The organism is Streptomyces sp. NPDC004327, assembly GCF_042873935.1.
Taxonomy (GTDB): Bacteria; Actinomycetota; Actinomycetes; order Streptomycetales; family Streptomycetaceae; genus Streptomyces.
The window spans coordinates 55945-79301 of the sequence record NZ_JBIAME010000008.1 but is presented as its reverse complement, the minus strand read 5'-3'; the positions used below and the strand labels follow the sequence as shown (position 1 = coordinate 79301).

Here is a 23357-nt window from a genome sequence, read left to right as displayed (position 1 = left end):
GGTGGCAGCCGGAGGGCCGGACGGAGGCGTTCCGCCGTCCGGCTTCCCCAGAACGGGCGAACGTGCCCCTACTTGGCAGCCGGCTCCTCGCCGGGGCGGCCCGCCTCGCCGGCCCCGCCTGTCTCCGCCGCCCCGCCGGTCCCCTTGGCTCCGCCCGTCTCCTTGGCTCCGCCCGTCTTGTTCGTCTCGTCCGTCTCGTCCGTCTCGTACGAGCTGGTGCCGGAGTCGAGCAGCGGCTCCTGCTCCTTCATGTGGGCCGGGGCGAAGGCGCGCAGCACGTGGTAGCCGGTGATGACCACGATCGTGCCGAGCGCGATGCCGCCGAGCTCGAAGCTGTCGGTGAAGGTCAGCTTCACGCCGCCGACGCCGATGATGATGCCGGCCGCGGCCGGGACCAGGTTGAGCGGATTGCGCAGGTCGACCTTGGCGTTGATCCAGATCTGGGCGCCGAGCAGGCCGATCATGCCGTAGAGGATCACGGTGATGCCGCCGAGCACACCGCCCGGGATGGCGGCCACGATCGCGCCGAACTTGGGGCAGAGGCCGAAGAGCAGCGCGAAGCCGGCCGCGGCCCAGTAGGCGGCGGTGGAGTAGACGCGGGTGGCGGCCATGACGCCGATGTTCTCGGAGTACGTGGTGTTCGGCGGGCCGCCGACGCCGGTGGACAGCATGGACGCGACGCCGTCGGCGGCGATCGCGGTGCCGAGCTTGTCGTCGAGCGAGCGGCCGGTCATCTCGCCGACGGCCTTGACGTGGCCGGCGTTCTCGGCGATCAGCGCGATGACCACGGGCAGCGCCACGAGGATCGCGGACCACTCGAAGCTGGGGCCGTGCAGCGACGGCAGGCCGATCCAGTCGGCCTTGCCGACGCCGGAGAGGTCGAGCCGCCAGTGGTCGGTGACCTGGCCGCCCGGCGACACCGAGTGGATCTTGCCGAAGACCAGGTCGAAGACCCAGGAGATGGCGTAGCCGAAGATCAGGCCGAGGAAGATCGCGATCCGCGACCAGAAGCCGCGCAGACAGACCACGGCGAGACCGGTGAACAGCATCACCAGCAGCGCCGTCCACTGGTCCTGCGGCCAGTACGTGGAGGCGGTGACCGGCGCCAGGTTGAAGCCGATCAGCATGACCACGGCGCCGGTGACGACCGGCGGCATGGCCGCGTGGATGATGCGCGCCCCGAACTTCCGCACCGCGAGACCGGCGAGGAACAGCACCGCGCCGACCACGAACACCGCGCCGGTCACCGTGGCGCTGGTGCCGCCGGACGCCCGGATCGCCGCCGCCACGCCCACGAAGGAGAGCGAGCAGCCGAGGTACGAGGGGACCGTGCCGCGCGTCGCGAGCAGGAAGATCACGGTGGCGACACCGGACATCATGATCGCGAGGTTCGGGTCGAGGCCCATGAGCACCGGGGCCACGAACGAGGCCCCGAACATGGCCACCACGTGCTGGGCGCCGAGCCCGGCCGTACGCGGCCACGACAGCCGCTCGTCGGGCCGGACGACGGCTCCCGGAGCGGGTGTCCTCCCGTCGCCGTGCAGGGTCCAGCGCACGCCGAGGCTCATGTGCTCGCTCCAGTTCTCAGGGGTGGATCCAGGGGAAATTCAGGGTGAAACCGGGTGAATCCGGGGGCGGACTCGGGGGTGGATCCGGGGACGAATATCAGCCATATGGTAAGGGCCGCAGGTCAGCGCACTCCTTCCGTGGCGGTGGGCTCGGCCGCGGAAGCCCGGGCGCGCGCCCCGGACCGCAGCACGCCCGCGCCGAGCACCAGGCCGAGGGTCAGCAGCGTGACCAGGCCGAAGGAGCCCACCAGCGAGGTCGCGTCCGCGATGCCGCCGATCGCCGACGGGGCGATCAGGCCGGAGGTGTACGTGATGGTGGCGACACCCGCGATGGCCTGGCTCGGGTTCGGGCCGCTGCGCGCGGCGGCGGCGAAGGCGAGCGGGACGACGACCGCGACCCCGAGGCCCATGAGCCCGAAGCCGGCCATCGCCACGGCCGCGTGCGGGGCGAGGACCACGAGCAGCCCGCCGAGGGTCGCGGCCGCGCCGCCGACCCGTACCGTACGGACCGCGCCGAAGCGGTCCACCACCCGGTCGCCGGCCAGTCGCGCCACCGCCATGGTGAGCGCGAAGGCGGTGGTCGAGGCGGCCGCGAGACCGGCCGAGGTGCCCAGCTCCTGCTTGAGGTAGACCGCCGACCAGTCGAGGCTCGCGCCCTCCGCGAACACCCCGCAGAACCCGATCGCGCCGATGACCAGCGCGGACTTCGGCGGCAGCGCGAAGCGCGGCGGGGCCTCCTCCTCGGGTGCGCTGCGCAGGTCGAGCACGCCCTGGCAGGCGGCCAGGCCGAGGGCGGTGAGGACCAGGGCGGCGATCAGGTGGTGGACGCGCGCGTCGCCGCCGAGATGGGCGGCGACGGTGCCGGCCGCCGAGCCGAGCAGGGCGCCCGCGCTCCACATGCCGTGCAGTCCGGACATGATCGAGCGGCCGAGCCGGTTCTCGGTCTCGACGCCGAGCGCGTTCATGGCGACGTCGGACATGCCGGCGGTGGCGCCGTAGACCAGGAGCGCCCCGCACAGGCCGTACACGTTCGGCGCGAGCGAGGGCAGGGTGAGCGCCAGGGTCCACAGGGCGAGCAGTCCGCGCAGCGCCGTGCGGGCGCCGAAGCGGTGGCTGATCGCGCCGGCCAGCGGCATCGCGAGCGAGGCGCCGATCGCCGGGAAGGCGAGCGCGAGTCCCAGCTGACCCGCGCTGACGCCCGCGTGCTCCTGGATCCACGGGATCCGGGTCGCGAAGCTGCCGGTGACCGCCCCGTGGACGCAGAAGACGGCGGCGACGGCGAACCGGGCCCTCCGCAGCCGTGGCGCGCTGATCACATCCATCGGTCCCTCCCTGTGTGTCCCTGTCGGTGGGATGCGTGCCGCGTAAACTATCAGGGACCCTGCCTGATAAATAGTGCCGAGACCGGCCCGACGGCGGGCGGGCATCTGAGAGGATCACCGCATGGCCGCATCCCCGAGCACCGCGCGGGCCATCAACGACCGCCTCGCCCTGCGCCTGCTCCAGGACGAGGGCCCGTTGACGGCGACCCAGCTCAAGACCCTCACCGGACTCTCCCGCCCCACCGTCGCCGACCTCGTCGAGCGGCTCAGCGGCTCCGGGCTCGTCCATGTCGTCGGCGAGGCCGGCGCCGAGCGCCGCGGCCCCAACGCCAGGCTGTACGGGATCGTCGCCGACCGTGCCCACCTCGCCGCGCTCGACGTGCGCACCGACTCCGTCTCCGTCGTGGTCGCCGACCTCCTCGGCACCACGCTCGCCGAGGCCGCCCTGCCCGTCGGCGCCGGCGCCGCGCCGGGACCCGCCGCCGACCGGGTCGTGGAACTCCTCGAACGCACCGCCCGCGAGGCGGGCGCATCCCGGCTGCACAGCGTGGCCGTCGGCGCGCCCGGCCTGATCGACCCGGCCACCCGCGAGCTGCGCGACACCGCCAAGCTCCCCGAATGGCACCGCCGCCTCCTCGCCGCCCTGCAGGAACGCCTGCCCGCCACCGTCCTGGTGGAGAACGAGGTCAACCTCGCCGCCGTCGCCGAGCTGCGCGAGGGCGCGGCCCGCGCCCGGGCGGGTGGCGACGGGGGCCGGACCGGGGACCGGGACGAGGGGCGCGACACCTTCGTCCTGCTCTGGCTCGGCCAGGGCATCGGCGCGGCCGTCGTCCTCGACGGGCGGCTGCGCCGCGGGGCCTCCGGCGGTGCGGGCGAGATCGGCTTCCTGCCGGTGCCGGGCACCTCCGGGCTGCCCTCCGCGCACGGCTGCGACGGCGGCTTCGACGAGCTGGCCTGCGCGGCCGCCGTCGCCGCCCTCGCCCGCGACCACGGGCTCGACCCGGCCGGTGCCCTGGAGTCCGGCCACGGCCCCTTCCTCGACGCCCTCGCCGGCCGCCTCGCCCTCGGCGCGGCCGCCGTCGCCGCCGTCCTCGATCCCGGCTGCGTCGTCCTCGCGGGCGAGACCGGCCACCGCGGCGGCCCGGCCCTCGCCGCCCGCGTCGAGGCCCGCCTCGCCGAGCTCTCGCCGCTGCGCACCGAGGTCCGCGCCACCACCCTCGGCGACACCGCCGTCCTGCGCGGAGCCCTGCTCACGGCCCGGGACGCGGCCCAGGACGCGCTCTTTCCCTGACGGGAGACGGAAAACGCGCCCGCGCCGCGCCCCGGACAGGGGAGCGCGGCGCGGATTCGGGGGCATCGGGCGTCGTGAGCGACGGGACACCCTCAGGGAGGCCCGGCGGCGGCAAGGGCCGTGAGACCGCCACCGGGGGTCATCGGGGAGTGCGGGCTAGCAGACGCCGAGGTCCTGCCAGACGCCCCAGTCGCCGGTCGTGCCCGGCTCCTCGTTCTGCGTCCACCACTTGGCCTTCCAGTTGTGGCCCTTGTGGGAAACGGTCTGGCCGCTGTTGTAGACCTGGCCGGCCACGTACGCCGGGTTGGCGCAGCCGGTGGGCGGCGTCGTCGGGGGAGTGGTCGGGGGAGTCGTCGGCGGGGTCGTGGGCGGAGTGGTCGGGGGAGTGGTCGGCGGGGTGGTCGGCGGTGTCGTGGCACCCGGCTCCACGACGGTCGTGCCGCGCGCCAGGTCACCGGCGAGCGCGTACGCCGTGCCGTTGACCGTCACCGTCCAGTTCGACGGGGTCGAGACCGGCAGGTAGTAGTTGAAGGCCACGTCGACGGTGGCGCCCGGGGCGAGCGACTGCCAGGCCGGGAGCTTCAGGGAGACCCGGTGGAAGTCGCCCTTCAGGCCGCCCGCGTTGCTGCCCGTGTGGTCGCTGCTGATCACCTTCGTACCGAAGCCGGACTGGTCGGAGGCGTTGTTCGGGGCCGAGGTCGAGTAGTCGAACTGGAACTCCGTGCCGCCCGGCAGCGCCGTCTGCGTGTTGTTGGTGATGCGGAGCTTCGGCGTGATCGGGTAGTTGGAGTCGCCGAGCTTGAAGTCGGTGAACTCCACGCCCACGTTCACGGCCTGGGCCGGCAGCGCCTTGTTCGACTTCTTCGCGCCGTACGGGGTGGCCGCCTTGAACTTGTCGTACATCAGCGAGGTGAGCGTGGAGCCCATCTCGTACTGGCCCTTGGCCGCGTTCCAGCCGTAGTCGCCGGCCAGCTCCCAGATCATCGTGCCGCCGATGCCGCGGTCGACCACGTAGTCGGCCTTGGCGCCGACCGACTGCTCGTCCTCGGTGGACAGGAAGACCTTCCTGTCGGCGTTCCACAGCCACGGGGCGACCAGCGTCGGGTCGTACTTGCGGGCGTAGGTGCCGGTCAGCGTGGTGTTCGCGGGGAAGCCGTACTTCGTGACGTAGTCGCCGACGATCCCCTTCTCCAGGTTCTTGGCGTGCCACATCGGGTTGGAACCGGCGGGCGACTCCTGCCCGTTGGTGTCCTTGTCGTGCCACAGGTTGTCGATGCCGGCGGCGCCGTCACCGCACTTGGTCAGGCCGGAGCCGGCCGGGCAGGTGGTCGTGGCGGCCTTGCCCCACAGGCCGTCGGTGCCGCCCTGCACGTTCTTGAAGCCGCGGGTGTAGTACGGCAGGCCGATGTTGATCCGGCCGGACGGCATCGAGCCGCGGAAGTAGTGGTAGGCCCAGTCGGTGTTGAGGTAGCCGATGGAGCCGTACTGCTGGCTGCCGTAGACGCCCGCGGCGGCGAGCTCGGCGTCCTTGCCGTCGTCGAAGAGCGAGGCGTTCGGGCCGACGTACTCGTTCCAGGCGCCGTGCAGGTCGTAGGACATGATGTTGACGTAGTCCAGGTACTTCTGCATCTGGAACGTCTCCATGCCGCGCAGCAGATAGCCCGAGGAGGGCGCGGCGACGGTCAGCATGTAGTGCTTGCCGTCGGCGGCGCCGGCCCGGTCGAGCTTCTCGCGCAGCGACTTCATCAGGGCCGCGTAGCCCTGGACGAGCCCGGCGCGGCGCGCGTTGGAGAGCTGCCAGTCGAGCGGGTTGCCCGAGTCCTTCATCGTCGTCGGGTACTCGTAGTCGATGTCGACGCCGTTGAAGCCGTACTTGCGGATGAAGTCGACGGACGAGTTCGCGAACGTGTCGATCCCGGCCTGGTTGACCGAACCGTCGGCGTTGGTCGCCATCGCGTAGAAGCCGCCGGAGCCGACCCGCTTGCCGCTGTCGTCGAAGTAGCCGCCGGTCTCCGCCCAGCCGCCGACCGAGATCAGCGTCTTCACGTTCGGGTGGCTCTTCTTGAACTTGTTGAGCAGGTTGAAGTGGCCCTTGTAGGGGTACGCCGGGTCCATCTCGGCGCCCGCGACACCGGGCCAGGTCATCCCGGTGGCCGCGTTGTCGGGGCCGTCCGTGCCCACGGACAGCTTGTTGTCGCCGCCGACGTGGCCGAAGGCGTAGTTGATGTGGGTGACCTTGTCCCACGGGATGTCGGAGGCCAGATAGGCGGGCTCGCCGTTCTTGCCGGTGCGCCAGCCGGTGAAGTAGCCGATGACCCGGCGCTGGTGGTCCGCGCCCATCTTCTCGCGGCCCTCGGTGTCGTAGAGCGAGCAGTACGGGACGTCGACGCCGGGCGTCTTGTAGAGCCCGTCGGGGCGACAGGACTCGTTGTCGGCCGCGTACGAGACGCCGCCGGAGGCGAGCGAGCCGATCAGCAGCCCGGCGACGGCCGCGCCGGACGCGAGCAGCGTCGCTCTCTTCTTCGTGGGGGACAACACGATCGGTTCCTCCAGGGGAGGTCATCGGAACACAACGAACAAGGGGGTGGGTCGTGTTGGGCCCGTGGAGTGCGCACACCGGCGGGCCGTACCTCGGAGGTGACTCGGAGATTAAGAGGACTAGACCAGTGCGTCAATAGGTCTGGACCAAAGAAGGATTCCGTGACAGGCTCATGGCGGGCTGTGAGTCAGCCCACAGGGCCTCACCCGTATGGCCGGTCGCCGTCCGTGGCACACTGGCCCTGTATCAGCAGCAGCGCACTCCGGGGTCGGTGTAATTCCGAACCGGCGGTATAGTCCGCGACCCGTCCGCAGCCAGCGGCCGGTTGACCAGGTGAGATTCCTGGACCGACGGTGAAAGTCCGGATGGGAGGCAGTGCGCGGCGGGCGACCCCTTCATCCGGGGTGAGCCGGCCGTACGTCCGCTGGTCGCCGTACCCGTACGCGGGAGCGGCGCACCCAGGGGGCATCCGGCCTCGGCGCACCCTGCGCGAGGCCGTCGTACCCGCTCTCTGTCGTCATCGACAGGCCCCGGAGTCCGTGCCCGAAGAGGCAGGAGGACCCGGTGGCCACCCAGGCCGACATCACCGCCATGCGACGCGCGATCGCGCTCGCCGCCCGCGGTCTCGGCTCCACCAGTCCCAACCCCGTCGTCGGCTGCGTCATCACCGACGCCTCCGGCCACCAGGTCGGCGAGGGCTGGCACCAGCGCGCCGGCGGCCCGCACGCCGAGGTCCACGCCCTGCGCGAGGCCGGCGTCCTGGCCCGCGGCGGCACCGCGTACGTCACCCTCGAACCCTGCAACCACACCGGCCGCACCGGCCCCTGCGCCCAGGCCCTGATCGAGGCCGGGATCGCCCGCGTCGTGTACGCGGTCGCCGACCCGAACCCGCAGGCCATGGGCGGCGGGGACACGCTGCGCGCGGCCGGCGTCGAGGTCGCCCAGGGGCTCCTGCAGGACGAGGCCGAGGCCGGCAACACCGCCTGGCTCACCTCCGTGCGCGAGGGCCGCCCCTTCGTCCGCTGGAAGTACGCCGCCACCCTCGACGGCCGGATCGCCGCCGCCGACGGCACCTCCCGCTGGATCAGCTCCGCCGAGTCCCGCGCCGACGTCCACCGGCTGCGCGCCGAGGCCGACGCCGTCGTCGTCGGCGGCGGCACGCTCCGTGCCGACGACCCGCACCTCGCCGTCCGCGGCATCGAGGGCGCCACCCAGCCGCTGCGCGTCGCCGTCGACACCCGCGCCGGCCTGCCGCCCACCGCCCGGATCCTCGACGACGCCGCGCCCACCCTGCTGGTCGTCGGCGAGGACGCCGACACCCGCCACCTGCCCGGCGTCGAGCTGCTCCGGCTGCCCCTGCACGACGGCCGCATCGGCGTCCAGGAGCTGCTCACCCAGCTGTACGCGCGCGGCGTCCGCTCCGTCCTCCTCGAAGGCGGCCCCACCCTCGCGGGCTCCTTCGTCGCCGGGGGCGCCGTCGACCAGGTCGTCGGCTATCTCGCCCCGGTCCTCCTCGGCGCGGGCCCCGCGGCCCTCGCCGACGCCGGAATCAACACCATCACGCGCGCGTTGCGCCTCGACGTCATCGACACCGCGCGCATTGGATCCGATATCCGCGTCACTGCCGTTCCCACCGCCGTTCCCGCCGCCCCTGCCGTCCCGACCCCCAAGGGAGCCTGACCGTGTTCACCGGAATCGTCGAAGAGCTGGGCGAGGTCGTCGCCGTCGAAGAGCTGACGGACGCCTCCCGCTTCCGTCTGCGCGGCCCCGTGGTCACCGAGGGTGCCCGGCACGGTGACTCCATCGCCGTCAACGGCGTCTGTCTCACGGTCGTCGAGACCGGCGACGGCGAGTTCACCGCCGACGTCATGGCCGAGACCCTCAAGCGGTCCTCCCTCGGCGCCCTGGAGACCGGCTCCCGCGTCAACCTGGAGCGGCCCATGGCCGTCGGAGGACGCCTCGGCGGCCACATCGTCCAGGGCCACGTCGACGGCACCGGCACCATCCTGGAGCGCGAGCCCTCCGAGCACTGGGAGATCGTCAAGGTCGGCCTGCCCGCGCAGCTCGCCCGCTACGTCGTCGAGAAGGGCTCCATCACCGTCGACGGCGTCAGCCTCACCGTCGTCGAGGTCGGCGACGACTGGTTCACCATCAGCCTCATCCCCACCACCCTCGCCCTGACCACGCTCGGCATCAAGCAGCCCGGCGCCCCGGTCAACCTCGAGGTGGACGTCATCGCCAAGTACGTCGAGCGGCTGCTCGGCCCGAACGCACAGGAGAACGTCAAGTGAACTGGCTCAACTCCGAGGCGTTCGCCGTCTTCGGCCAGCACATCATGTGGTCCGACATGATCGGCAACACGATCGGTCTGATCGCCCTGGCCCTCGGCTGGCGCCGCTCCATCCTCACCTGGCCCGCCCAGCTGCTCTCCGGCCTCATCCTCGTCGGCGCCTACGCCTCCGCCCACCTGTCCGGCGGCGTCGGCAAGCAGCTCCTCGTCATCGGCGTCGCCGCCTGGGGCTGGTGGCAGTGGAACCGCGGCAAGCAGCAGGCCCAGGACGGCTCCATCGCCGTCCGCTTCGCCACCTGGAAGGAGCGCGGCGTGCTCCTCGGCGGCGCGGCCCTCGGCACCATCGCTGTCGGCGGCCTGTTCACCCTCTACCCGCAGCTCTCCTGGAGCCCGTGGGCCGACGCGTACATCTTCGTCGGCACGCTCGTCGCGATGGTCGCCCAGGCCCGCGGCCTGGTCGAGTTCTGGTTCGCCTGGCTCCTCGTCGACCTGGTCGGCGTCCCGCTCGCCTTCAGCAGCGGCCTCGCCTTCTCCGGCCTCGTCTACGTCATCTACTTCGCCCTCGTCATCTGGGGCATGCGCGACTGGTGGCTCCGGTCCCGCGCCGCCGCCCCCGCCACTCTGGAAGGAGCCCACGCATGAGTGCGCTGCCTCTCTGGGACGCCACCGACCTCACCCTCGACCCCGTCGAGCAGGCCATCGCGGACATCGCCGCCGGCCGCCCCGTCGTCGTGGTGGACGACGAGGACCGCGAGAACGAGGGCGACCTCGTCATCGCCGCCGAGAAGGCCACCCCCGAGGTCGTCGCCTTCATGATGAGCGAGTGCCGCGGCCTGATCTGCGCCCCCATGGAGGGCGACGAGCTGGACCGCCTCCGGCTGCCGCAGATGGTCGACCACAACACCGAGTCGATGAAGACCGCCTTCACCGTCTCCGTCGACGCCACCGCCGCCCACGGCGTGACCACCGGCATCTCCGCCGGTGACCGCGCCACCACGCTGCGGATGCTCGCGAGCGGCGCGTACGAGCCCGGCGACTTCGTCCGCCCCGGCCACATCTTCCCGCTGCGCGCCAAGGACGGCGGCGTGCTCGCCCGCAACGGCCACACCGAGGCCGCCGTCGACCTCGCCCGGCTCGCAGGACTCCGCCCCGCCGGCGCGATCGTCGAGATCGCCGGCGAGGACGGCGCGATGCTGCGGCTGCCCGAGCTGATCCCGTTCGCCCGCAAGCACGGCCTGACGATCATCTCCATCGAGGACCTGATCGCCTACCGCCGCTCCGCCGAGCCGACCGTCCGCCGCGAGGCCGAGGTCCAGCTGCCCACCGCGCACGGCGAGTTCACCGCGTACGGCTACCGCTCCACCGTCGACGGCGTCGAGCACGTCGCCCTCGTCCACGGCGAGATCGGCGACGGCCGGGACGTCCTCGTCCGGGTCCACTCCGAGTGCCTCACCGGCGACGTCTTCCACTCGCTGCGCTGCGACTGCGGCCCCCAGCTCCAGGCGTCCATGGACCGGATCACCGAGGCCGGCCGCGGCGTCGTCGTCTACCTGCGCGGCCACGAGGGCCGCGGCATCGGCCTGCTGTCCAAGCTCCGCGCGTACGAACTCCAGGAGCGCGGCCGCGACACCCTCGACGCCAACCTGGAGCTGGGCCTGCCCGCCGACGCCCGCGACTACGCGGCCGGCGCGCAGATCCTCGCCGACCTCGGCGTCCGCAGCCTGCGCCTGATGACCAACAACCCCGACAAGGTCGAGGCGCTCACCCGCCACGGCCTCAGCGTCGAGGGCCGCGAGCCCATGCCCGTCCAGGCCGGCGAGCACAACCTCCGCTACCTGCGCACCAAGCGGGACCGGATGGGCCACGACCTGCCCTGGCTGGACGGCTCCTCGGCCTCCACCTGCGGAAACCAGTAACCCCTCGGCATTCCTCACGTCATCCCCCATCCCCCATCCACCGACGTACCACCGGCAAGGAGCATCATGAGCGGCAAGGGCGCACCCGTCCTCAGCGTGAAGAACTGCGGCGACCTGCGTGTGGCGGTCATCGCCGCCCAGTGGCACGAGAAGATCATGGACGGCCTCGTCGACGGCGCCCTGCGCGCGCTGAACGAGCTGGGCATCGAGGAGCCCACCCTGCTCCGCGTCCCCGGCAGCTTCGAGCTCCCCGTCGTGGCCAAGGTGCTCGCCGAGCGCGGCTACGATGCCATCGTGGCCCTCGGCGTCGTCATCCGCGGCGGGACGCCGCACTTCGAGTACGTGTGCCAGGGCGTCACCCACGGCCTCACCCAGGTCTCGATCGACACCGGCGTACCCGTCGGCTTCGGCGTCCTGACCGTGGACAACGAGGAGCAGGCCCTGGACCGGGCCGGCCTGGAAGGCTCCCGCGAGGACAAGGGCCACGAGGCCGTCACCGCCGCCGTCGCCACGGCGACCACGCTGCGCACGGTCAGCGAGCCCTGGCGCTGAAACCCTGACGCCGAGTGCCTCCATAGCACCCCGTACTCTTAGGACATCATGGCGAACAAAACCTTCGAAGAGCTCTTCGCCGAGCTCAAGATCAAGGCCGAGACCGGCGACCCGGCGACCTCCCGTACCGCGGAACTGGTCGGCAAGGGCGTCCATGCCATCGGCAAGAAGGTCGTCGAGGAGGCCGCCGAGGTCTGGATGGCCGCCGAGTACGAGGGCAAGGAAGCCGCCGCCGAGGAGATCTCGCAGCTGCTGTACCACGTCCAGGTGATGATGGTCGCCCGCGGGATCTCGCTCGACGACGTCTACGCCCACCTCTGAGTACACCCCACCCCACACACCCGACAAGCTCCGCGAACACCTGAGGCAAAGGAAGCCCACCCCATGCTGCGCATCGCCGTCCCCAACAAGGGTTCCCTCTCCGGACCTGCGATGGAGATGCTCCATGAGGCGGGCTACCGGCAGCGCAAGGAGTCCAAAGAGCTCGTCACCGTCGACCCGGACAACGAGGTGGAGTTCTTCTACCTCCGCCCCAAGGACATCGCGATCTACGTGGCGTCCGGCCGGCTCGACATCGGCATCACCGGCCGCGACCTGCTCCTGGACTCCGGCGCCAACGCCGAGGAGATCCTGCCGCTGAACTTCGGCCGCTCCACCTTCCGCTACGCCACCCGCCCCGGTACCGCGGGCGGCCCGGCGGACTTCCACGGGATGACGATCGCCACCTCCTACGAGGGCATCGTCGCCAAGCACCTCGCCGACCAGGGCGTCGACGCCTCCGTCGTCCACCTCGACGGCGCCGTCGAGACCGCGATCCAGCTGGGCGTCGCCCAGATCATCGCGGACGTCGTCGAGACCGGCACCAGCCTGCGCAACGCGGGCCTGGAGGTCATCGGCGAGCCGATCCTCACCTCCGAGGCCGTCGTCGTCCGCCGCACCGGCGCCCCGACCGACGACCCCAAGGTGCAGCAGTTCCTCCGCCGCCTCCAGGGCGTCCTCGTCGCCCGCAGCTACGTGATGATGGACTACGACTGCCGCGCCGAGCACCTGGAGCAGGCCGTCGCCCTCACCCCGGGCCTGGAGTCGCCCACCGTCTCGCCGCTGCACAACGAGGGCTGGGTCGCCGTCCGCGCCATGGTTCCCTCCAAGGAGGCGCAGAAGGTCATGGACGACCTCTACGAGATCGGCGCGCGCGCCATCCTCACCACGGCCATCCACGCCTGCCGCCTCTGAGCCCACCCGCCTCACCGCCCCACCTCCGCGAGGAACCGATGTCCGACGCCACGCCGCCCACCCTCCCGGTCACCTTCCGGCCGGCCCGCACCCGGGTCGTCCTGCTGACCCTCGGCGTGACGATGTTCGTCGTCATCACGGCCGTCGGGCTGCTCCTGGAGAAGCTCGGACCGGGCGAGCGGGCCAGCTTCGTCTTCACCGCCGCGCTGTTCCTGGGCGTCCTGGTGCTGCTCGCGCGTCCCAAGGTCGTCGCCGACGACGCGGGTGTGACGGTCGTCAACATCACCCGGACGCGCCGACTGGCGTGGGCCGAGATCCTGCGGGTCAACCTGCGCCCCGGCGACCCCTGGGTCTTCCTGGACCTGAGCGACGGCACCAGCCTGCCGGTGCTCGGCATCCAGCCCGGTGTCGCCAAGGAGAAGGCCATCAGCGACGCCCGTGCCCTGCGGGCGCTCGCCGAGAACCGCGGCACCGGCGCGGAGGCCACCCGCGCGGGCGGCCGGCCCTGATCCGGAGGCGGACAGCCCCGATCCGGGGGCGGACGACCCTGATCCGTCCCCCATACGGGGCCGACCCCCTGCCCGAGGCGGCGGGGGCGTGACTACTCTTGAGGCGGTGGTGCCGAGCGGCACCACCGCCTCGCATGTTCAGGGCCGCCCGCCGGCGGCCCGCGAGGCCGCCCTTCGACCCGAGGAGTGACTCCCTCCGGCAATGGACGGATCGTCCGGTAGTACCTGCGCCGCCCCCTCCAGCGAGGCGGCGGCATGATCGTCTCCCTGTCGCTGCTCGCCGCAGCCTTTCTCCTGATCCTCGCCAACGGCTTCTTCGTGGCCGCCGAGTTCGGCCTCGTCACCGTGGAACGGGCCGACGCCGAGCGCGCCGCCGCCGAGGGCGACCGCCGGGCCCGCACGGTCGTGACCGCACTGCGCGAGCTGTCCTTCCAGCTCTCCGGCACCCAGCTCGGCATCACCATCACCTCGCTCGTCACCGGCATGCTCGCCGAGCCCGCGCTCGCCGGCCTGCTCGACGGGCCGCTCACCGCCACCGGACTGCCCGAGGGTGCCGTCTCCGGCATCTCCGTGCTGGTCGGCATGCTGCTCGCGTCCGCCGTGCAGATGGTCGTCGGCGAACTCGTGCCCAAGAACTGGGCGGTCTCCCGGCCGCTCCAGGTGGCCCGCTTCGTCGCCGGCCCGCAGCACGTCTTCTCCGCGCTGTTCCGGCCGGTGATCTCCGTACTGAACACCGTCGCCAACCGGCTCGTCCGGCTCTTCGGCGTCGAACCGGCCGACGAGCTCGACTCGGTGCGCACCCCGGGGGAACTGGTCTCCCTCGCCCGCCACTCGGCCCAGGCCGGCGCCCTCGAACAGGACACCGCCGACCTCTTCGTACGGACCCTGTCGCTCGGCGGGCTCACCGCAGAGCAGGTCATGACCCCGCGGGTGAAGATGAGCGCCCTGCAGTCGGACGCCACCGCGGCCGACGTCCTCAACCTCACCAGGGCCACCGGCCTGTCCCGCTTCCCGGTCTACCGCGAGCGGATCGACGAGATCGTCGGCATGGTCCACCTCAAGGACGCCCTCGCCGTCGTCCCGCGCGAACGCCACCGGACCCCGGTCGGCCGGATCGCCGTCCCGCCGCTGCTCGTCCCCGAGTCGCTGCCCGCCCAGGCCCTCCTGGAGCGGCTGCGCCGCGAACAGCCGATCGCGGTCGTCGTCGACGAGTACGGCGGCACCGCCGGCGTCGTCACCCTGGAGGACATCGTCGAGGAACTCGTCGGCGAGGTCCGCGACGAGCACGACACCGCCGCCGACGAACGGCCCGAACTCGCCCCCGTCCCCAGCGAGGACGGCAAGGAGGTCTGGGAGGCCGACGGCTCCTGCCGCGTGCACACCCTGCACCGGATAGGACTCGACGTGCCCGACGGCCCCTACGAGACGGTCGCCGGGCTCGTCGCCGACCTGCTCGGGCGCATCCCCGCCCCGGGCGACCGGGCCGAACTCCCCGGTTGGCGGCTCTCGGTGCGCCAGGTCGACCGCTACCGCGCCGAACGCGTGCGGATCATGCGCACCGCCCCGGTGCCCGTCCCCGCGGAGGCCGTCCGATGAGTCTGCTCCCGCTGCTCTTCGCCGTCCTGCTCGTGCTCGCCAACGGCTTCTTCGTCGGTGCCGAGTTCGCCCTCGTGTCCGTGCGCCGCAGCCAGATCGAGCCGCTCGGCGGCAAGCGGGCCCGCCAGGTCCTGTACGGCCTGGAGAACCTGCCGCAGATGATGGCCGCCGCCCAGTTCGGCATCACCGTCGCCTCGCTCACCCTCGGCGCCGTCGCCGAGCCGACCGTGGCCGCGCTGCTCGAACCGGTCTTCCACGCCGTCCACGTGCCCGAAGGCCTGATCCACCCCCTCGGGTACGTGTTCGCGCTCGCCGTGGTGGTCTTCCTCCACCTGGTGATCGGCGAGATGGTCCCGAAGAACCTGGCCATGGCCGACCCCGAGCGCACCGCGCTCCTCCTCGGCCCCGGCCTGGTCGGCTTCGCCCGGCTCTGCCGGCCCGTCACCACCGCGCTCGGCGCCTGCGCCCGGCTGGTCCTGCGGGCCTTCAAGGTGGAACCCAAGGACGAGGTCGAGGCCGTCTTCACCAGCGCCCAGCTCGGGCGCCTCGTCGAGGACGCCGGCCAGGCCGGACTCCTCGACCCGGCGGAGCAGGAGCGCCTGGAGGACGCCCTGGAACTGGGCACCCGCCCGGTCACGGACGTCCTCATCCCCTCGTCCTCGCTGGTCACGGTCCCCCCGTCCGTCACCCCGCGCGAGATCGAGGAACTCACCGTCCGCACCGGCTACTCCCGCTTCCCGGTCCGCCGCGCCGGCCGGGGCCCCCTCATGGGCTTCGTCCACGTCAAGGACGTGCTCGACCTGGAGGACCGCGAACGCGCGGTGCCCCAGCACGTCTGGCGCCCCATGCCCACCCTGCGGGCCGAGCTGCCGCTCGACGACGCCCTCACCGTGATGCGCCGCGCCGCCACCCACCTGGCCCAGGTCGCGGACGCCTCCGGCCGGGTGCTCGGCCTGGTGGCCCTGGAGGACGTCCTGGAGATGCTGGTGGGCGAGGTCCGCGACCCGGCACACCGGCTCGCGCCGGCGCCGAGGCCGGAGCGGGCGGCGGAGGCGCTGGCGGGCTGAGGCGGTTGGATCCCCTGTCCCTCTGGATAGGGGATCCCGGATCAGATCGCCGGTGGTTCCTGGGGGCCGCGGTCCGTCGGGCCGCGCCCCGACAAGACCTCGCCGTACGCCTGCATCAGGTCCGGAAGGCGCAGCGTCGCGAGGTCGTCGCGGGTGGGGGTGGTCGCGTAGCCGGACAGCCGCAGGTCCCGGTACGCGCAGGACTTCTCGTACAGGGTGCGCAGGAAGCGTCCGTTGCCGAGCTCGTCGATCCAGCCCTGCTCGACGACGTGTGCGCTGATCGAGCCCAGCTCCTCCAGGGCCTCCTCGTCCCAGCCGTCGCCGTTCGCGGCGGCCAGGACCTTGCCGATCTCGGTGAGTTCGAGCGGGCGGTACGAGGGGAAGTCGACGCGGGTCGTGAAGCGCGAGGAGAGCCCGGGGTTGGCGGCGAGGAGCCGGTCCATGCCCTCCGGGTAGCCGGCGAGGATCACGACCAGGTGGTCGCGGTTGTCCTCGGCGCGCTTGAGGAGGACCTGGAGGGCCTCGTCGCCGTAGGCGTCGCCCTTGCTGTAGCCGGTGTTGGAGAGGGAGTAGGCCTCGTCGACGAAGAGCACGCCGCCGATCGCGGAGTCGATCAGCTCGTTGGCCTTGACGGCGGTCTGGCCCAGGAACTCGCCGACCAGGTCGGCCCGCTGGGCCTCCACGAGGTGGTCGCCGCCGAGCAGTCCGAGCGCGTAGAAGACGCGGCCGAGGATGCGGGCGACGGTGGTCTTGCCGGTGCCGGAGGGGCCCGAGAAGACAAAGTGACGTTTCGGCGGCTGGACGGGAAGGCCCTGCCCGGCGCGGAGCCGGGCCATCTCCAGCTGCGCCGACAGGGCCTTGACCTGCCGTTTGACCGGCTCCATGCCGACCATCCGCTCCAGCTCCGCGAGCGCCTCGGCGAGCAGCGCCGGGTCGGTCGGGCTGGCCGGGAAGCGCGGCGGCACCGGCTGCGGCGGGATCGCCGCCTTCTGCCGGACGACGTCGGGCGGCTCCGACGGCGCGGGCGGCGGGGGCACGGCCTCGGGCTTGAGCAGCAGACCGTCGCCGGCCGGCGCCTCGGGGACGAACCGGTCGCCGTCCACCACGTCCTGGCCGAGCCCGCCGTACACCGCGGTGGTGAGGCCGGCCGGGTCGTCCGGGCCCTCGAAGCCGTCGTACTCGGCGATCGCGGCCAGCCGCGCCGCCGTGTCCATGAAGGCCGGGTCGATCCGGTGCACCGCCCGGTAGAGGGGCAGCGCGGCGGCGGACCGGCCGGTGCCCTCGTGGGCCCGGGCCAGCCAGTACCGCAGCTCCTTGCGCTGCGGCTGTTCGCTGCGGCATCGCATCAGGGCCGCCGCGAGCATGGGTTCGGCCTGCCCGTACATCTCCAGGCGCACCCGCGCCATGCCACCGAAGAGCCCCGCCTCGATGCCGAGGAGCGGGTCGTCGACGAGCGGCTCGGTGTGCCGGACCAGCTGGTCCCAGTCCTTGACCAGATAGGAGCGACAGGCGTGCAGGAAGCGGACCTGCGGGTCGGTGTCGACCGGCGGGAGCCCGGCGAGGGCCCGGTCCAGCTCGGCCACATGGCGGCCGTCGAGCCAGTGCGAGGCGTGCGCGAGCAGCAGGTCACGCGGGCTCTCGAGCACCGGCTGCACCCACCAGCCCAGCCAGTACCAGGAGTTGAGCGTTCTGCGGTGGCGGGTGCGCTGTTCGCCGAACCGTTCGCGGTTGCGGTACATGCGCAGCAGGGCGGTGGTGGTGTCGACCCGCAGCGCGTGCAGACCGAGCCAGCCGTCGGCCATGCCGGGATCGATGCGCACCGCCGTGCGGAACTCCTCCTCGGCCTGCGGATAGGCGCCCATCGTGTAGGCGTCGATGCCGCGCAGCCAGGCGAGTTCGGCGGGGGCGTGCGCGCCCTGTGTGCCGAAGTCCATCGGGTCCCCCACAACCGTCTACACGTGGACGGGAATTGACCGCACCGAGGGGCATCGTACCTGCGCAGGGGGTGCGTGATGAGGGAGAAGAGCGCGATCTCCCGTGATCGGCGCGATCGGCCGGCAGCTCAGGGGTGGTGACCCACGGTGAGCGCGGGGGCGGAACGAAGCCCCCGATCACGGGGGAACAACCGGGGGCTTCGCGTCCGCGGCGGCTCCGGAGAGCCGCACATTGAGAACGTAAGACCTGTACACCCCTTGGGTCAAGCGGAGTTGAGGCACTTGCGGAAGCGGACTGGGGGCCACTCAGTTTGCGGCCGGGGAGCCGTCACGGTGCGTGATGATCTGGTCCGGACTTGCTGTCACAGCAGGCCCTGGCAGCCACTCGTAACCCTCGTCGCGCTCCCGCACCAGGGTGTCGGCGAAGGGCCGTGAGGGGTCCACGGAGAAATGGCGAGTCTCCGCCACCGTCCAGCCGTCCCAGAAGCCGGCCAGCCCGGGCCCGTCGCGGTGACGGCCGCGCGCCCATGACGCCTCGGGACCGCGCTCCAGCCACATCAGCCGCGCCAGATGCGGCCGCACCGCCCGCCGCCCGGCCCCCACGCCCTCCACCAGCACCACAGGCGCCGGAGCCAGCGGCCGGGGCGCGCCGAAGCGGCGCAGAACCCAGTCGTACGGGTGGTAGAGCGCCGTCTCGCCCCGGGACAGCGGCCCGATCACCTCTTCGAGCAGCCGGCCGGTCCACTCGAAGAGCTCCTCGTGCGTGGCGAGGTCGTCGAGATGGAGCACGGGGGCGTCGTCCAGCGCGGCGGCGAGCCGGGCGGCGAGCGTCGACTTGCCGGACCCCGCGTGCCCGTCGACCGCGACGAGCCGCACCGGGCCGCAGGAGGGCGGCAGCCGGCGCAGGGAGGCGGCCACGCGGTCGAGATCGTTCATGGCCCCCAGGGTAGGGGAGCGGGCGGCCGGGATCCGCCGCAGGTCAGCGCGGCGGGGGCCGCCACTGGTGGAGACCAATATTGGCCGCGCGGCACGTGTCGAATCGCTGGCAGAAGCCGTCCGCCAGCCGCGATAGTGGGGCGCGCAGCCCGTCCGTTCGCCACCACCGACTGGAGGGTCACCGCCCATGCCCCCTGCCACCCCGCGCAGAACCGTCCTCGCCGCAGCGCTCGCCGCCGCCACCGCCGCCACCGCGGGCACCGCGGTTCCCGCCACCGCGGCGGAAGCCTGCGCCGACCGCGAGACCTGCACCGACGAGCCCCCGGGCCACGCCCCGGCGCCCGGCCTCGTCGACAACCGCTTCTGGTCCACGTACACCGACTGGCGCTGCGGCACCCCGGCCGGCACCCGGGCCGTCTCCGGCCACCGCCCCGGCCTGGTCATCGACACCCCGGCCGGCCGCACCGACTACACCGACCCGCACACCGGCCGGACGGCCACCTGGGAGTACGCCCGGTGGACCTCGCCCGTGCACACCTCCACGGCGCCCGCCACCGAGGTCATCGCCTCCTGGAACGCCGACACCCCGGCCGGCACCTGGCTCCAGGTCGAGCTGCGCGGCACCTACGGCGACGGCACCGACACGCCCTGGTTCGTGATGGGCCGCTGGGCCGCGGGCGACGCCGACATCCGCCGGACGTCCGTCGACGACCAGAGCGACGGCAAGGCGTCCGTCTGGACCGACACCTTCTCGGTCGACGACCCGGCGAGCGGCCTCCGGCTCGTCTCGTACCGGCTGCGCCTCACCCTCCACCGCACGCCCGGCACCACCCTCACCCCCACGGTCTGGCGCCTCGGCGCGATGGCCTCCGACGTCCCCGACCGCTTCACCGTGCCCGCCTCGACGCCCGGCCCCGGCCACGAGCTGGTCGTGCCGCGCTACTCGCAGAACATCCACGTGGGCCAGTACCCCGAGTACGACAACGGCGGCGAGGCCTGGTGCAGCCCCACCTCCTCGCAGATGATCGTCGAGTACTGGGGCCGCCGCCCCAGCGCCGACGACCTGGCCTGGGTGGACCCCTCGTACGCCGACCCGCAGGTCTGCCACGCGGCCCGCTCCACCTACGACTACCAGTACGCGGGCTGCGGCAACTGGCCCTTCAACGCCGCCTACGCCGCGACCTACCCCGACATGAACGCCGTCGTCACCCGGCTCCACTCGCTCACCGACCTGGAGACCCTGATCCGCGCGGGCATCCCGGCCATAACGTCCCAGTCCTTCCGCAAGGACGAACTGACCGGCGCCGGCTACGGCACCTCGGGCCACCTGATGACCGTCATCGGCTTCACCGCCGACGGCGACGTGATCGCCAACGACCCCGCCTCGCCGAACGACGCGGCCGTCCGCCGGATCTACCGACGGCGCGAGTGGGAGAACATCTGGCTGCGCACCAAGCGTTATGACGCAAACGGCAAGGTCAGAGGCGGTACAGGCGGTGTCTGTTACCTGTACTTCCCGGACCGGCCGACCCCCGTGCAGCGCAAGGCGCTTGAGGCGGTCGGCGTGTTGTAGCCGCCCGCGGCCGGCACGCGGGCGGGTGCCCGGATGCCGGCCGCGGGCGGCCCGCCCGGCCCGCTCGGCGGGCGGGTGACCCCCACCCGCCGAACGGGCATACTCCTCCCGCCACCGCGCCCGCCGCCCCCGCGCGCGCCGTGCCCCGGGGCAGCATCGGCGCAGTGTCGAAGCCCGGTCGGGCCCGCGAGGGCGCGGACCGGGCCCCGAGAGGGAGGAGTGCGCCGCATGCCCGACAGCGCCGACAGCGCCGATCACGCCCCGCGGCCCGTGGAACGCCGGCTGCCCACCGAGGAGGCCGGGGAGCTGTTCGCCCTGGTACGGGAGATCGCCGCGCGGGAGATCGCACCGCGCGCCGCCGAGGAGGAGGCGGCCGGGCACTTCCCGCGTGAGCTGTTCTCGCTGCTGTCCGCCTCCGGCCTCCTCGGTCTGCCGTACGACTCCGCGTACGGCGGCGGCGACCAGCCGTACGCCGTCTACCTCCAGGTCCTGGAGGAGCTGGCCGCGGCCCGGCTCACCGTGGCGCTCGGGGTGAGCGTGCACAGCCTGTCCTGCCACGCGCTCGCCGAGTTCGGCACGGACGAGCAGCGGGCCGGGCACCTCCCGGCGATGCTGGGCGGCGGGCTGCTCGGCGCGTACTGCCTGTCCGAGCCGTCCTCCGGCTCGGACGCGGCCGCGCTGCGCACCCGCGCGGTCCGCGACGGCGACGCCTGGGTGCTGGACGGTACGAAGGCGTGGATCACGCACGGCGGGATCGCGGACTTCTACACGGTGATGGCGCGCACGGGGGCCGCGGGACCGAAGGGGATCACCGCGTTCCTGGTGCCGGGGGACGCGCCCGGGCTGAGCGCGGCCGCGCCGGAACGCAAGATGGGCATGAAGGGCTCGCCGACGGCGCAGGTGCACCTGGACGGCGTCAGGGTGCCGGACGCGCGGCGGATCGGCGCGGAGGGCCAGGGCTTCACGATCGCGCTGGCCGCCCTGGACTCGGGGCGGCTGGGGATCGCGGCGTGCGCGGTGGGCGTCGCGCAGGCCGCGCTGGACGCGGCCGTGGCGTACGCGCGGGGCCGGCGCCAGTTCGGCCGGCCGATCGCGGACTTCCAGGGCCTGCGCTTCCTGCTCGCGGACATGGCGACGCAGATCGAGGCCGGGCGGGCGCTGTATCTGGAGGCGGCGCGGCTGCGGGACGAGGGCCGGCCGTTCGGGAAGCAGGCGGCCATGGCGAAGCTGTTCTGCTCGGACGCGGCGATGCGGGTCACGACGGACGCGGTGCAGGTGCTCGGCGGCTACGGCTACACCGCGGACTTCCCCGTCGAACGGTTTCTGCGCGAGGCGAAGGTGCTGCAGATCGTCGAGGGCACCAATCAGATCCAGCGGGTGGTCATCGCGCGTCACCTTGCCGGACCAGAATCCCGCTGACCCGCACGGTGCGGTCGGCCCAGACGGGGCCGGCCGCGAGCCGGCTCCACTCCTGGTCCTGATGGCCGGGCAGGGTCCGGCCGCGGCTGGCCCACAGCTGGAGCACCGCCGAGTAGATGGGCGGGTCGGAGGGATGCGGCGCGGGCGGGGACACGGGCGCGGGCGCCGCCTGCGCGGGTAGGGGCAGCGGTGTGGGCACCGGCGCGGGCGCCGTCTGCTGAACCGATTCTTCAAAGCGCGGCTCGGACTGTCGGTGCCGGCCGTATGCGCTGGGTGCCGTATACAGCGTGGTCATGCCGGGATCAACGTTCCGGCCCGACCCCCGGTCACCGCCGGGCGGGGTCGAGCGGCAGTTCGACGCGTCCCCGGGTCTTCCCGGGGTGCACGGCTCTGGCCCTCCGTCCGAAGTCTGACGTACCGTCAGATCCCGTTCGCCGCCCAGGGGGTCACCCAGGAGGTAACACGTGTCAGACGACCGGCCCGTCCCGCTCGACGAATACCCCGTGCACCAGGCACCGCTCTCCATGAAGCACCACGTCAGCGGTGACCGGAACGCCTACGACCGGTGCATCTTCCACGTCTTCGACCACCAGGGCCGCGCGCTGCTCATCGCCGGCCTCGGCGTCTACCCCAACACCGGGGTCGTCGACGCCTACGCGACCCTGCGCGTCGGCGACCGGCTGCACGCCGTCCGCGCCTCCGACGCCCTCGGTGACGACCGGATGAACCTCGCCGTCGGCCCGCTCCGCATCACCGTCGACGAACCGCTGCGCCGGCTCACCCTGCACTGCGACCAAGTCCCCCACAGCCCCGACAACCCCGACGACGTCGACGGGCTCTCCTTCGACCTCACCTGGACCGGCGACTTCCCCGCCGTCTGGGAGCCCCACCACACCCAGCGCCGCGGCGACCGCCTCACCCTGGAGGGCCGCCGCTTCGTGCAGGCCGGCCGCTGCGACGGCGTGATCCGGGCGGGCGGCGAGGAGTTCACCGTCACGGCGGGGGAGTGGACCGGCACGCGCGACCGCAGCTGGGGCGTCCGGCCGCTGCCCGGCGAAGAGCCGGGCCGCGCCGAGGAGTTCCGCCCCGAGGGCTTCCACTGGCTCTGGATCCCGATGCGCTTCGACGACCGTTTCCTCATGGTCATCGCTCAGGAGGACGCCGACGGCTACCGCACCCTCAACGAGGCGTTGCTGGTGCGCGAGGGCCGGCGCGACGTCCAACTCGGCTGGCCCCGCACCGACATCACCTACCGCCCCGGCACCCGCGACCCCGAACGCGCGGTCGTCCACCTCACCGACCCGGCCGGCAAGCCCCTGGAGATCGGCGTCGAGATCCTCGCGTCCTCCCCGCTCGCCGTCGGCGCCGGCTACCCGCCCGCGCCCGACTGGCAGCACGGCAGCTGGCAGGGCCGCGGCTGGACCGACCGCCGGGTGTACGACCTCTCCGACCCGGCCGCCCACCCGATGGCCGCGTACGGCGTCACCGACCACGCCGCCCGCTTCACCCTCGACGGCCGCACCGGCTACGGCATCTTCGAGCACGGCTCCTTCGGCCGCCACGACCCCAGCGGCTTCGCCGACCACACCTCGACAGCGCCGTAAGGAGCCCC

At 72.8% G+C, this 23357-nt stretch carries 20 protein-coding genes and 1 riboswitch; of the genes, 14 read left to right on the top strand and 6 right to left on the bottom strand.

All coding sequences use genetic code 11. From position 1 onward, the window contains the following. Positions 1-68: 68 nt before the first annotated feature. Both ACFYU9_RS26430 and ACFYU9_RS26425 read right to left on the bottom strand, forming a co-directional pair. Positions 69-1568, bottom strand: a complete 1500-nt coding sequence (locus tag ACFYU9_RS26430) for a uracil-xanthine permease family protein (protein WP_389346281.1) — start codon at positions 1566-1568, stop codon at positions 69-71. Positions 1569-1690: 122 nt separating this feature from the next. Continuing rightward, positions 1691-2890, bottom strand: a complete 1200-nt coding sequence (locus tag ACFYU9_RS26425) for an MFS transporter (RefSeq protein WP_389212969.1) — start codon at positions 2888-2890, stop codon at positions 1691-1693. A gap of 121 nt (positions 2891-3011) precedes the next feature. Here ACFYU9_RS26425 and ACFYU9_RS26420 point away from each other — a divergent pair, with 121 nt between their 5' ends. Beyond that, positions 3012-4181, top strand: a complete 1170-nt coding sequence (locus tag ACFYU9_RS26420) for an ROK family transcriptional regulator (RefSeq protein ID WP_389346280.1) — start codon at positions 3012-3014, stop codon at positions 4179-4181. A 156-nt stretch (positions 4182-4337) separates the two neighbouring features. Here ACFYU9_RS26420 and ACFYU9_RS26415 read toward each other — a convergent pair whose 3' ends face one another. Beyond that, positions 4338-6719, bottom strand: coding sequence for a chitinase C-terminal domain-containing protein (locus ACFYU9_RS26415; protein ID WP_389346279.1), 2382 nt, complete (start codon positions 6717-6719; stop codon positions 4338-4340). A gap of 254 nt (positions 6720-6973) precedes the next feature. Next, positions 6974-7103, top strand: a riboswitch (FMN riboswitch). A 181-nt stretch (positions 7104-7284) separates the two neighbouring features. On the opposite strand from ACFYU9_RS26415, the gene ribD reads away from it, so the two are divergent. The 10 genes from ribD (at position 7285) to ACFYU9_RS26365 (ending at position 15883) form a co-directional block, all read left to right on the top strand. Beyond that, the gene (gene ribD / locus ACFYU9_RS26410) at positions 7285-8400 is read left to right on the top strand and encodes a bifunctional diaminohydroxyphosphoribosylaminopyrimidine deaminase/5-amino-6-(5-phosphoribosylamino)uracil reductase RibD (RefSeq protein WP_389346278.1); all 1116 of its coding nucleotides are present in this window, start codon (positions 7285-7287) and stop codon (positions 8398-8400) included. A gap of 2 nt (positions 8401-8402) precedes the next feature. Beyond that, positions 8403-9011, top strand: coding sequence for a riboflavin synthase (locus tag ACFYU9_RS26405; protein ID WP_389212977.1), 609 nt, complete (start codon positions 8403-8405; stop codon positions 9009-9011). Positions 9012-9055: 44 nt separating this feature from the next. Further along, positions 9056-9652, top strand: a complete 597-nt coding sequence (locus tag ACFYU9_RS26400; RefSeq protein ID WP_389346498.1) for a nicotinamide riboside transporter PnuC — start codon at positions 9056-9058, stop codon at positions 9650-9652. Then, the gene (locus tag ACFYU9_RS26395; RefSeq protein ID WP_389212979.1) at positions 9649-10926 is read left to right on the top strand and encodes a bifunctional 3,4-dihydroxy-2-butanone-4-phosphate synthase/GTP cyclohydrolase II; all 1278 of its coding nucleotides are present in this window, start codon (positions 9649-9651) and stop codon (positions 10924-10926) included. The genes ACFYU9_RS26400 and ACFYU9_RS26395 overlap by 4 nt, the downstream gene beginning before the upstream one ends. A gap of 66 nt (positions 10927-10992) precedes the next feature. Beyond that, complete coding sequence (gene ribH / locus ACFYU9_RS26390; RefSeq protein WP_389212981.1) at positions 10993-11478, top strand: 6,7-dimethyl-8-ribityllumazine synthase; 486 nt, start codon at positions 10993-10995, stop codon at positions 11476-11478. Between the two features lie 48 nt (positions 11479-11526). After that, a complete protein-coding gene (locus tag ACFYU9_RS26385) occupies positions 11527-11799 on the top strand; it encodes a phosphoribosyl-ATP diphosphatase (protein WP_389212983.1) in 273 nt (90 codons plus the stop codon). A 63-nt stretch (positions 11800-11862) separates the two neighbouring features. Then, positions 11863-12711, top strand: coding sequence for an ATP phosphoribosyltransferase (hisG, locus tag ACFYU9_RS26380; protein ID WP_389212985.1), 849 nt, complete (start codon positions 11863-11865; stop codon positions 12709-12711). 38 nt (positions 12712-12749) lie between these two features. Continuing rightward, positions 12750-13220: a PH domain-containing protein gene (locus tag ACFYU9_RS26375; protein ID WP_389212987.1), complete on the top strand. Its 471-nt coding sequence runs from the start codon at positions 12750-12752 to the stop codon at positions 13218-13220. A gap of 255 nt (positions 13221-13475) precedes the next feature. Beyond that, positions 13476-14816 (top strand): hemolysin family protein, encoded by a 1341-nt coding sequence (locus ACFYU9_RS26370; protein ID WP_389212989.1) that lies wholly within the window; start codon positions 13476-13478, stop codon positions 14814-14816. Further along, positions 14813-15883, top strand: coding sequence for a hemolysin family protein (locus tag ACFYU9_RS26365; protein WP_389212990.1), 1071 nt, complete (start codon positions 14813-14815; stop codon positions 15881-15883). Before ACFYU9_RS26370 ends, ACFYU9_RS26365 begins: the two co-directional genes overlap by 4 nt. Positions 15884-15924: 41 nt before the next feature. On the opposite strand, the gene ACFYU9_RS26360 is transcribed toward ACFYU9_RS26365, so the two are convergent. Next, the gene (locus ACFYU9_RS26360) at positions 15925-17817 is read right to left on the bottom strand and encodes an AAA family ATPase (RefSeq protein WP_389212992.1); all 1893 of its coding nucleotides are present in this window, start codon (positions 17815-17817) and stop codon (positions 15925-15927) included. A 306-nt stretch (positions 17818-18123) separates the two neighbouring features. Further along, the gene (locus ACFYU9_RS26355) at positions 18124-18753 is read right to left on the bottom strand and encodes a uridine kinase (RefSeq protein WP_389346277.1); all 630 of its coding nucleotides are present in this window, start codon (positions 18751-18753) and stop codon (positions 18124-18126) included. 187 nt (positions 18754-18940) lie between these two features. Between ACFYU9_RS26355 and ACFYU9_RS26350 the strand changes: the two genes are divergently transcribed. Further along, complete coding sequence (locus ACFYU9_RS26350; RefSeq protein ID WP_389346276.1) at positions 18941-20326, top strand: peptidase C39 family protein; 1386 nt, start codon at positions 18941-18943, stop codon at positions 20324-20326. Between the two features lie 228 nt (positions 20327-20554). Beyond that, positions 20555-21745 carry an acyl-CoA dehydrogenase family protein gene (locus ACFYU9_RS26345; protein WP_389212997.1) on the top strand — a complete coding sequence of 397 codons (1191 nt, stop codon included), beginning with the start codon at positions 20555-20557 and terminating at the stop codon, positions 21743-21745. Here the strand turns inward: ACFYU9_RS26345 and ACFYU9_RS26340 are convergent. Further along, on the bottom strand, positions 21708-22040 hold the full coding sequence (locus tag ACFYU9_RS26340; protein ID WP_389212999.1) for a hypothetical protein: 333 nt from the start codon (positions 22038-22040) through the stop codon (positions 21708-21710). The two genes, ACFYU9_RS26345 and ACFYU9_RS26340, sit on opposite strands and share 38 nt — an antisense overlap. Positions 22041-22209: 169 nt before the next feature. Here ACFYU9_RS26340 and ACFYU9_RS26335 point away from each other — a divergent pair, with 169 nt between their 5' ends. Continuing rightward, positions 22210-23349 (top strand): hypothetical protein, encoded by a 1140-nt coding sequence (locus tag ACFYU9_RS26335; RefSeq protein WP_389346275.1) that lies wholly within the window; start codon positions 22210-22212, stop codon positions 23347-23349. The last annotated feature ends 8 nt before the right edge of the window (positions 23350-23357 follow it).

Coding starts and splice junctions, on each gene's coding strand:
- ACFYU9_RS26430 (WP_389346281.1), bottom strand. CDS start 1,568: ATGAGCCTCGGCGTGCGCTGGACCCTGCACGGCGACGGGAGGACACCC.
- ACFYU9_RS26425 (WP_389212969.1), bottom strand. CDS start 2,890: ATGGATGTGATCAGCGCGCCACGGCTGCGGAGGGCCCGGTTCGCCGTC.
- ACFYU9_RS26420 (WP_389346280.1), top strand. CDS start 3,012: ATGGCCGCATCCCCGAGCACCGCGCGGGCCATCAACGACCGCCTCGCC.
- ACFYU9_RS26400 (WP_389346498.1), top strand. CDS start 9,056: ATGTGGTCCGACATGATCGGCAACACGATCGGTCTGATCGCCCTGGCC.
- ACFYU9_RS26395 (WP_389212979.1), top strand. CDS start 9,649: ATGAGTGCGCTGCCTCTCTGGGACGCCACCGACCTCACCCTCGACCCC.
- ribH (WP_389212981.1), top strand. CDS start 10,993: ATGAGCGGCAAGGGCGCACCCGTCCTCAGCGTGAAGAACTGCGGCGAC.
- ACFYU9_RS26385 (WP_389212983.1), top strand. CDS start 11,527: ATGGCGAACAAAACCTTCGAAGAGCTCTTCGCCGAGCTCAAGATCAAG.
- hisG (WP_389212985.1), top strand. CDS start 11,863: ATGCTGCGCATCGCCGTCCCCAACAAGGGTTCCCTCTCCGGACCTGCG.
- ACFYU9_RS26375 (WP_389212987.1), top strand. CDS start 12,750: ATGTCCGACGCCACGCCGCCCACCCTCCCGGTCACCTTCCGGCCGGCC.
- ACFYU9_RS26370 (WP_389212989.1), top strand. CDS start 13,476: ATGATCGTCTCCCTGTCGCTGCTCGCCGCAGCCTTTCTCCTGATCCTC.
- ACFYU9_RS26365 (WP_389212990.1), top strand. CDS start 14,813: ATGAGTCTGCTCCCGCTGCTCTTCGCCGTCCTGCTCGTGCTCGCCAAC.
- ACFYU9_RS26360 (WP_389212992.1), bottom strand. CDS start 17,817: ATGGACTTCGGCACACAGGGCGCGCACGCCCCCGCCGAACTCGCCTGG.
- ACFYU9_RS26355 (WP_389346277.1), bottom strand. CDS start 18,753: ATGAACGATCTCGACCGCGTGGCCGCCTCCCTGCGCCGGCTGCCGCCC.
- ACFYU9_RS26350 (WP_389346276.1), top strand. CDS start 18,941: ATGCCCCCTGCCACCCCGCGCAGAACCGTCCTCGCCGCAGCGCTCGCC.
- ACFYU9_RS26345 (WP_389212997.1), top strand. CDS start 20,555: ATGCCCGACAGCGCCGACAGCGCCGATCACGCCCCGCGGCCCGTGGAA.
- ACFYU9_RS26340 (WP_389212999.1), bottom strand. CDS start 22,040: ATGACCACGCTGTATACGGCACCCAGCGCATACGGCCGGCACCGACAG.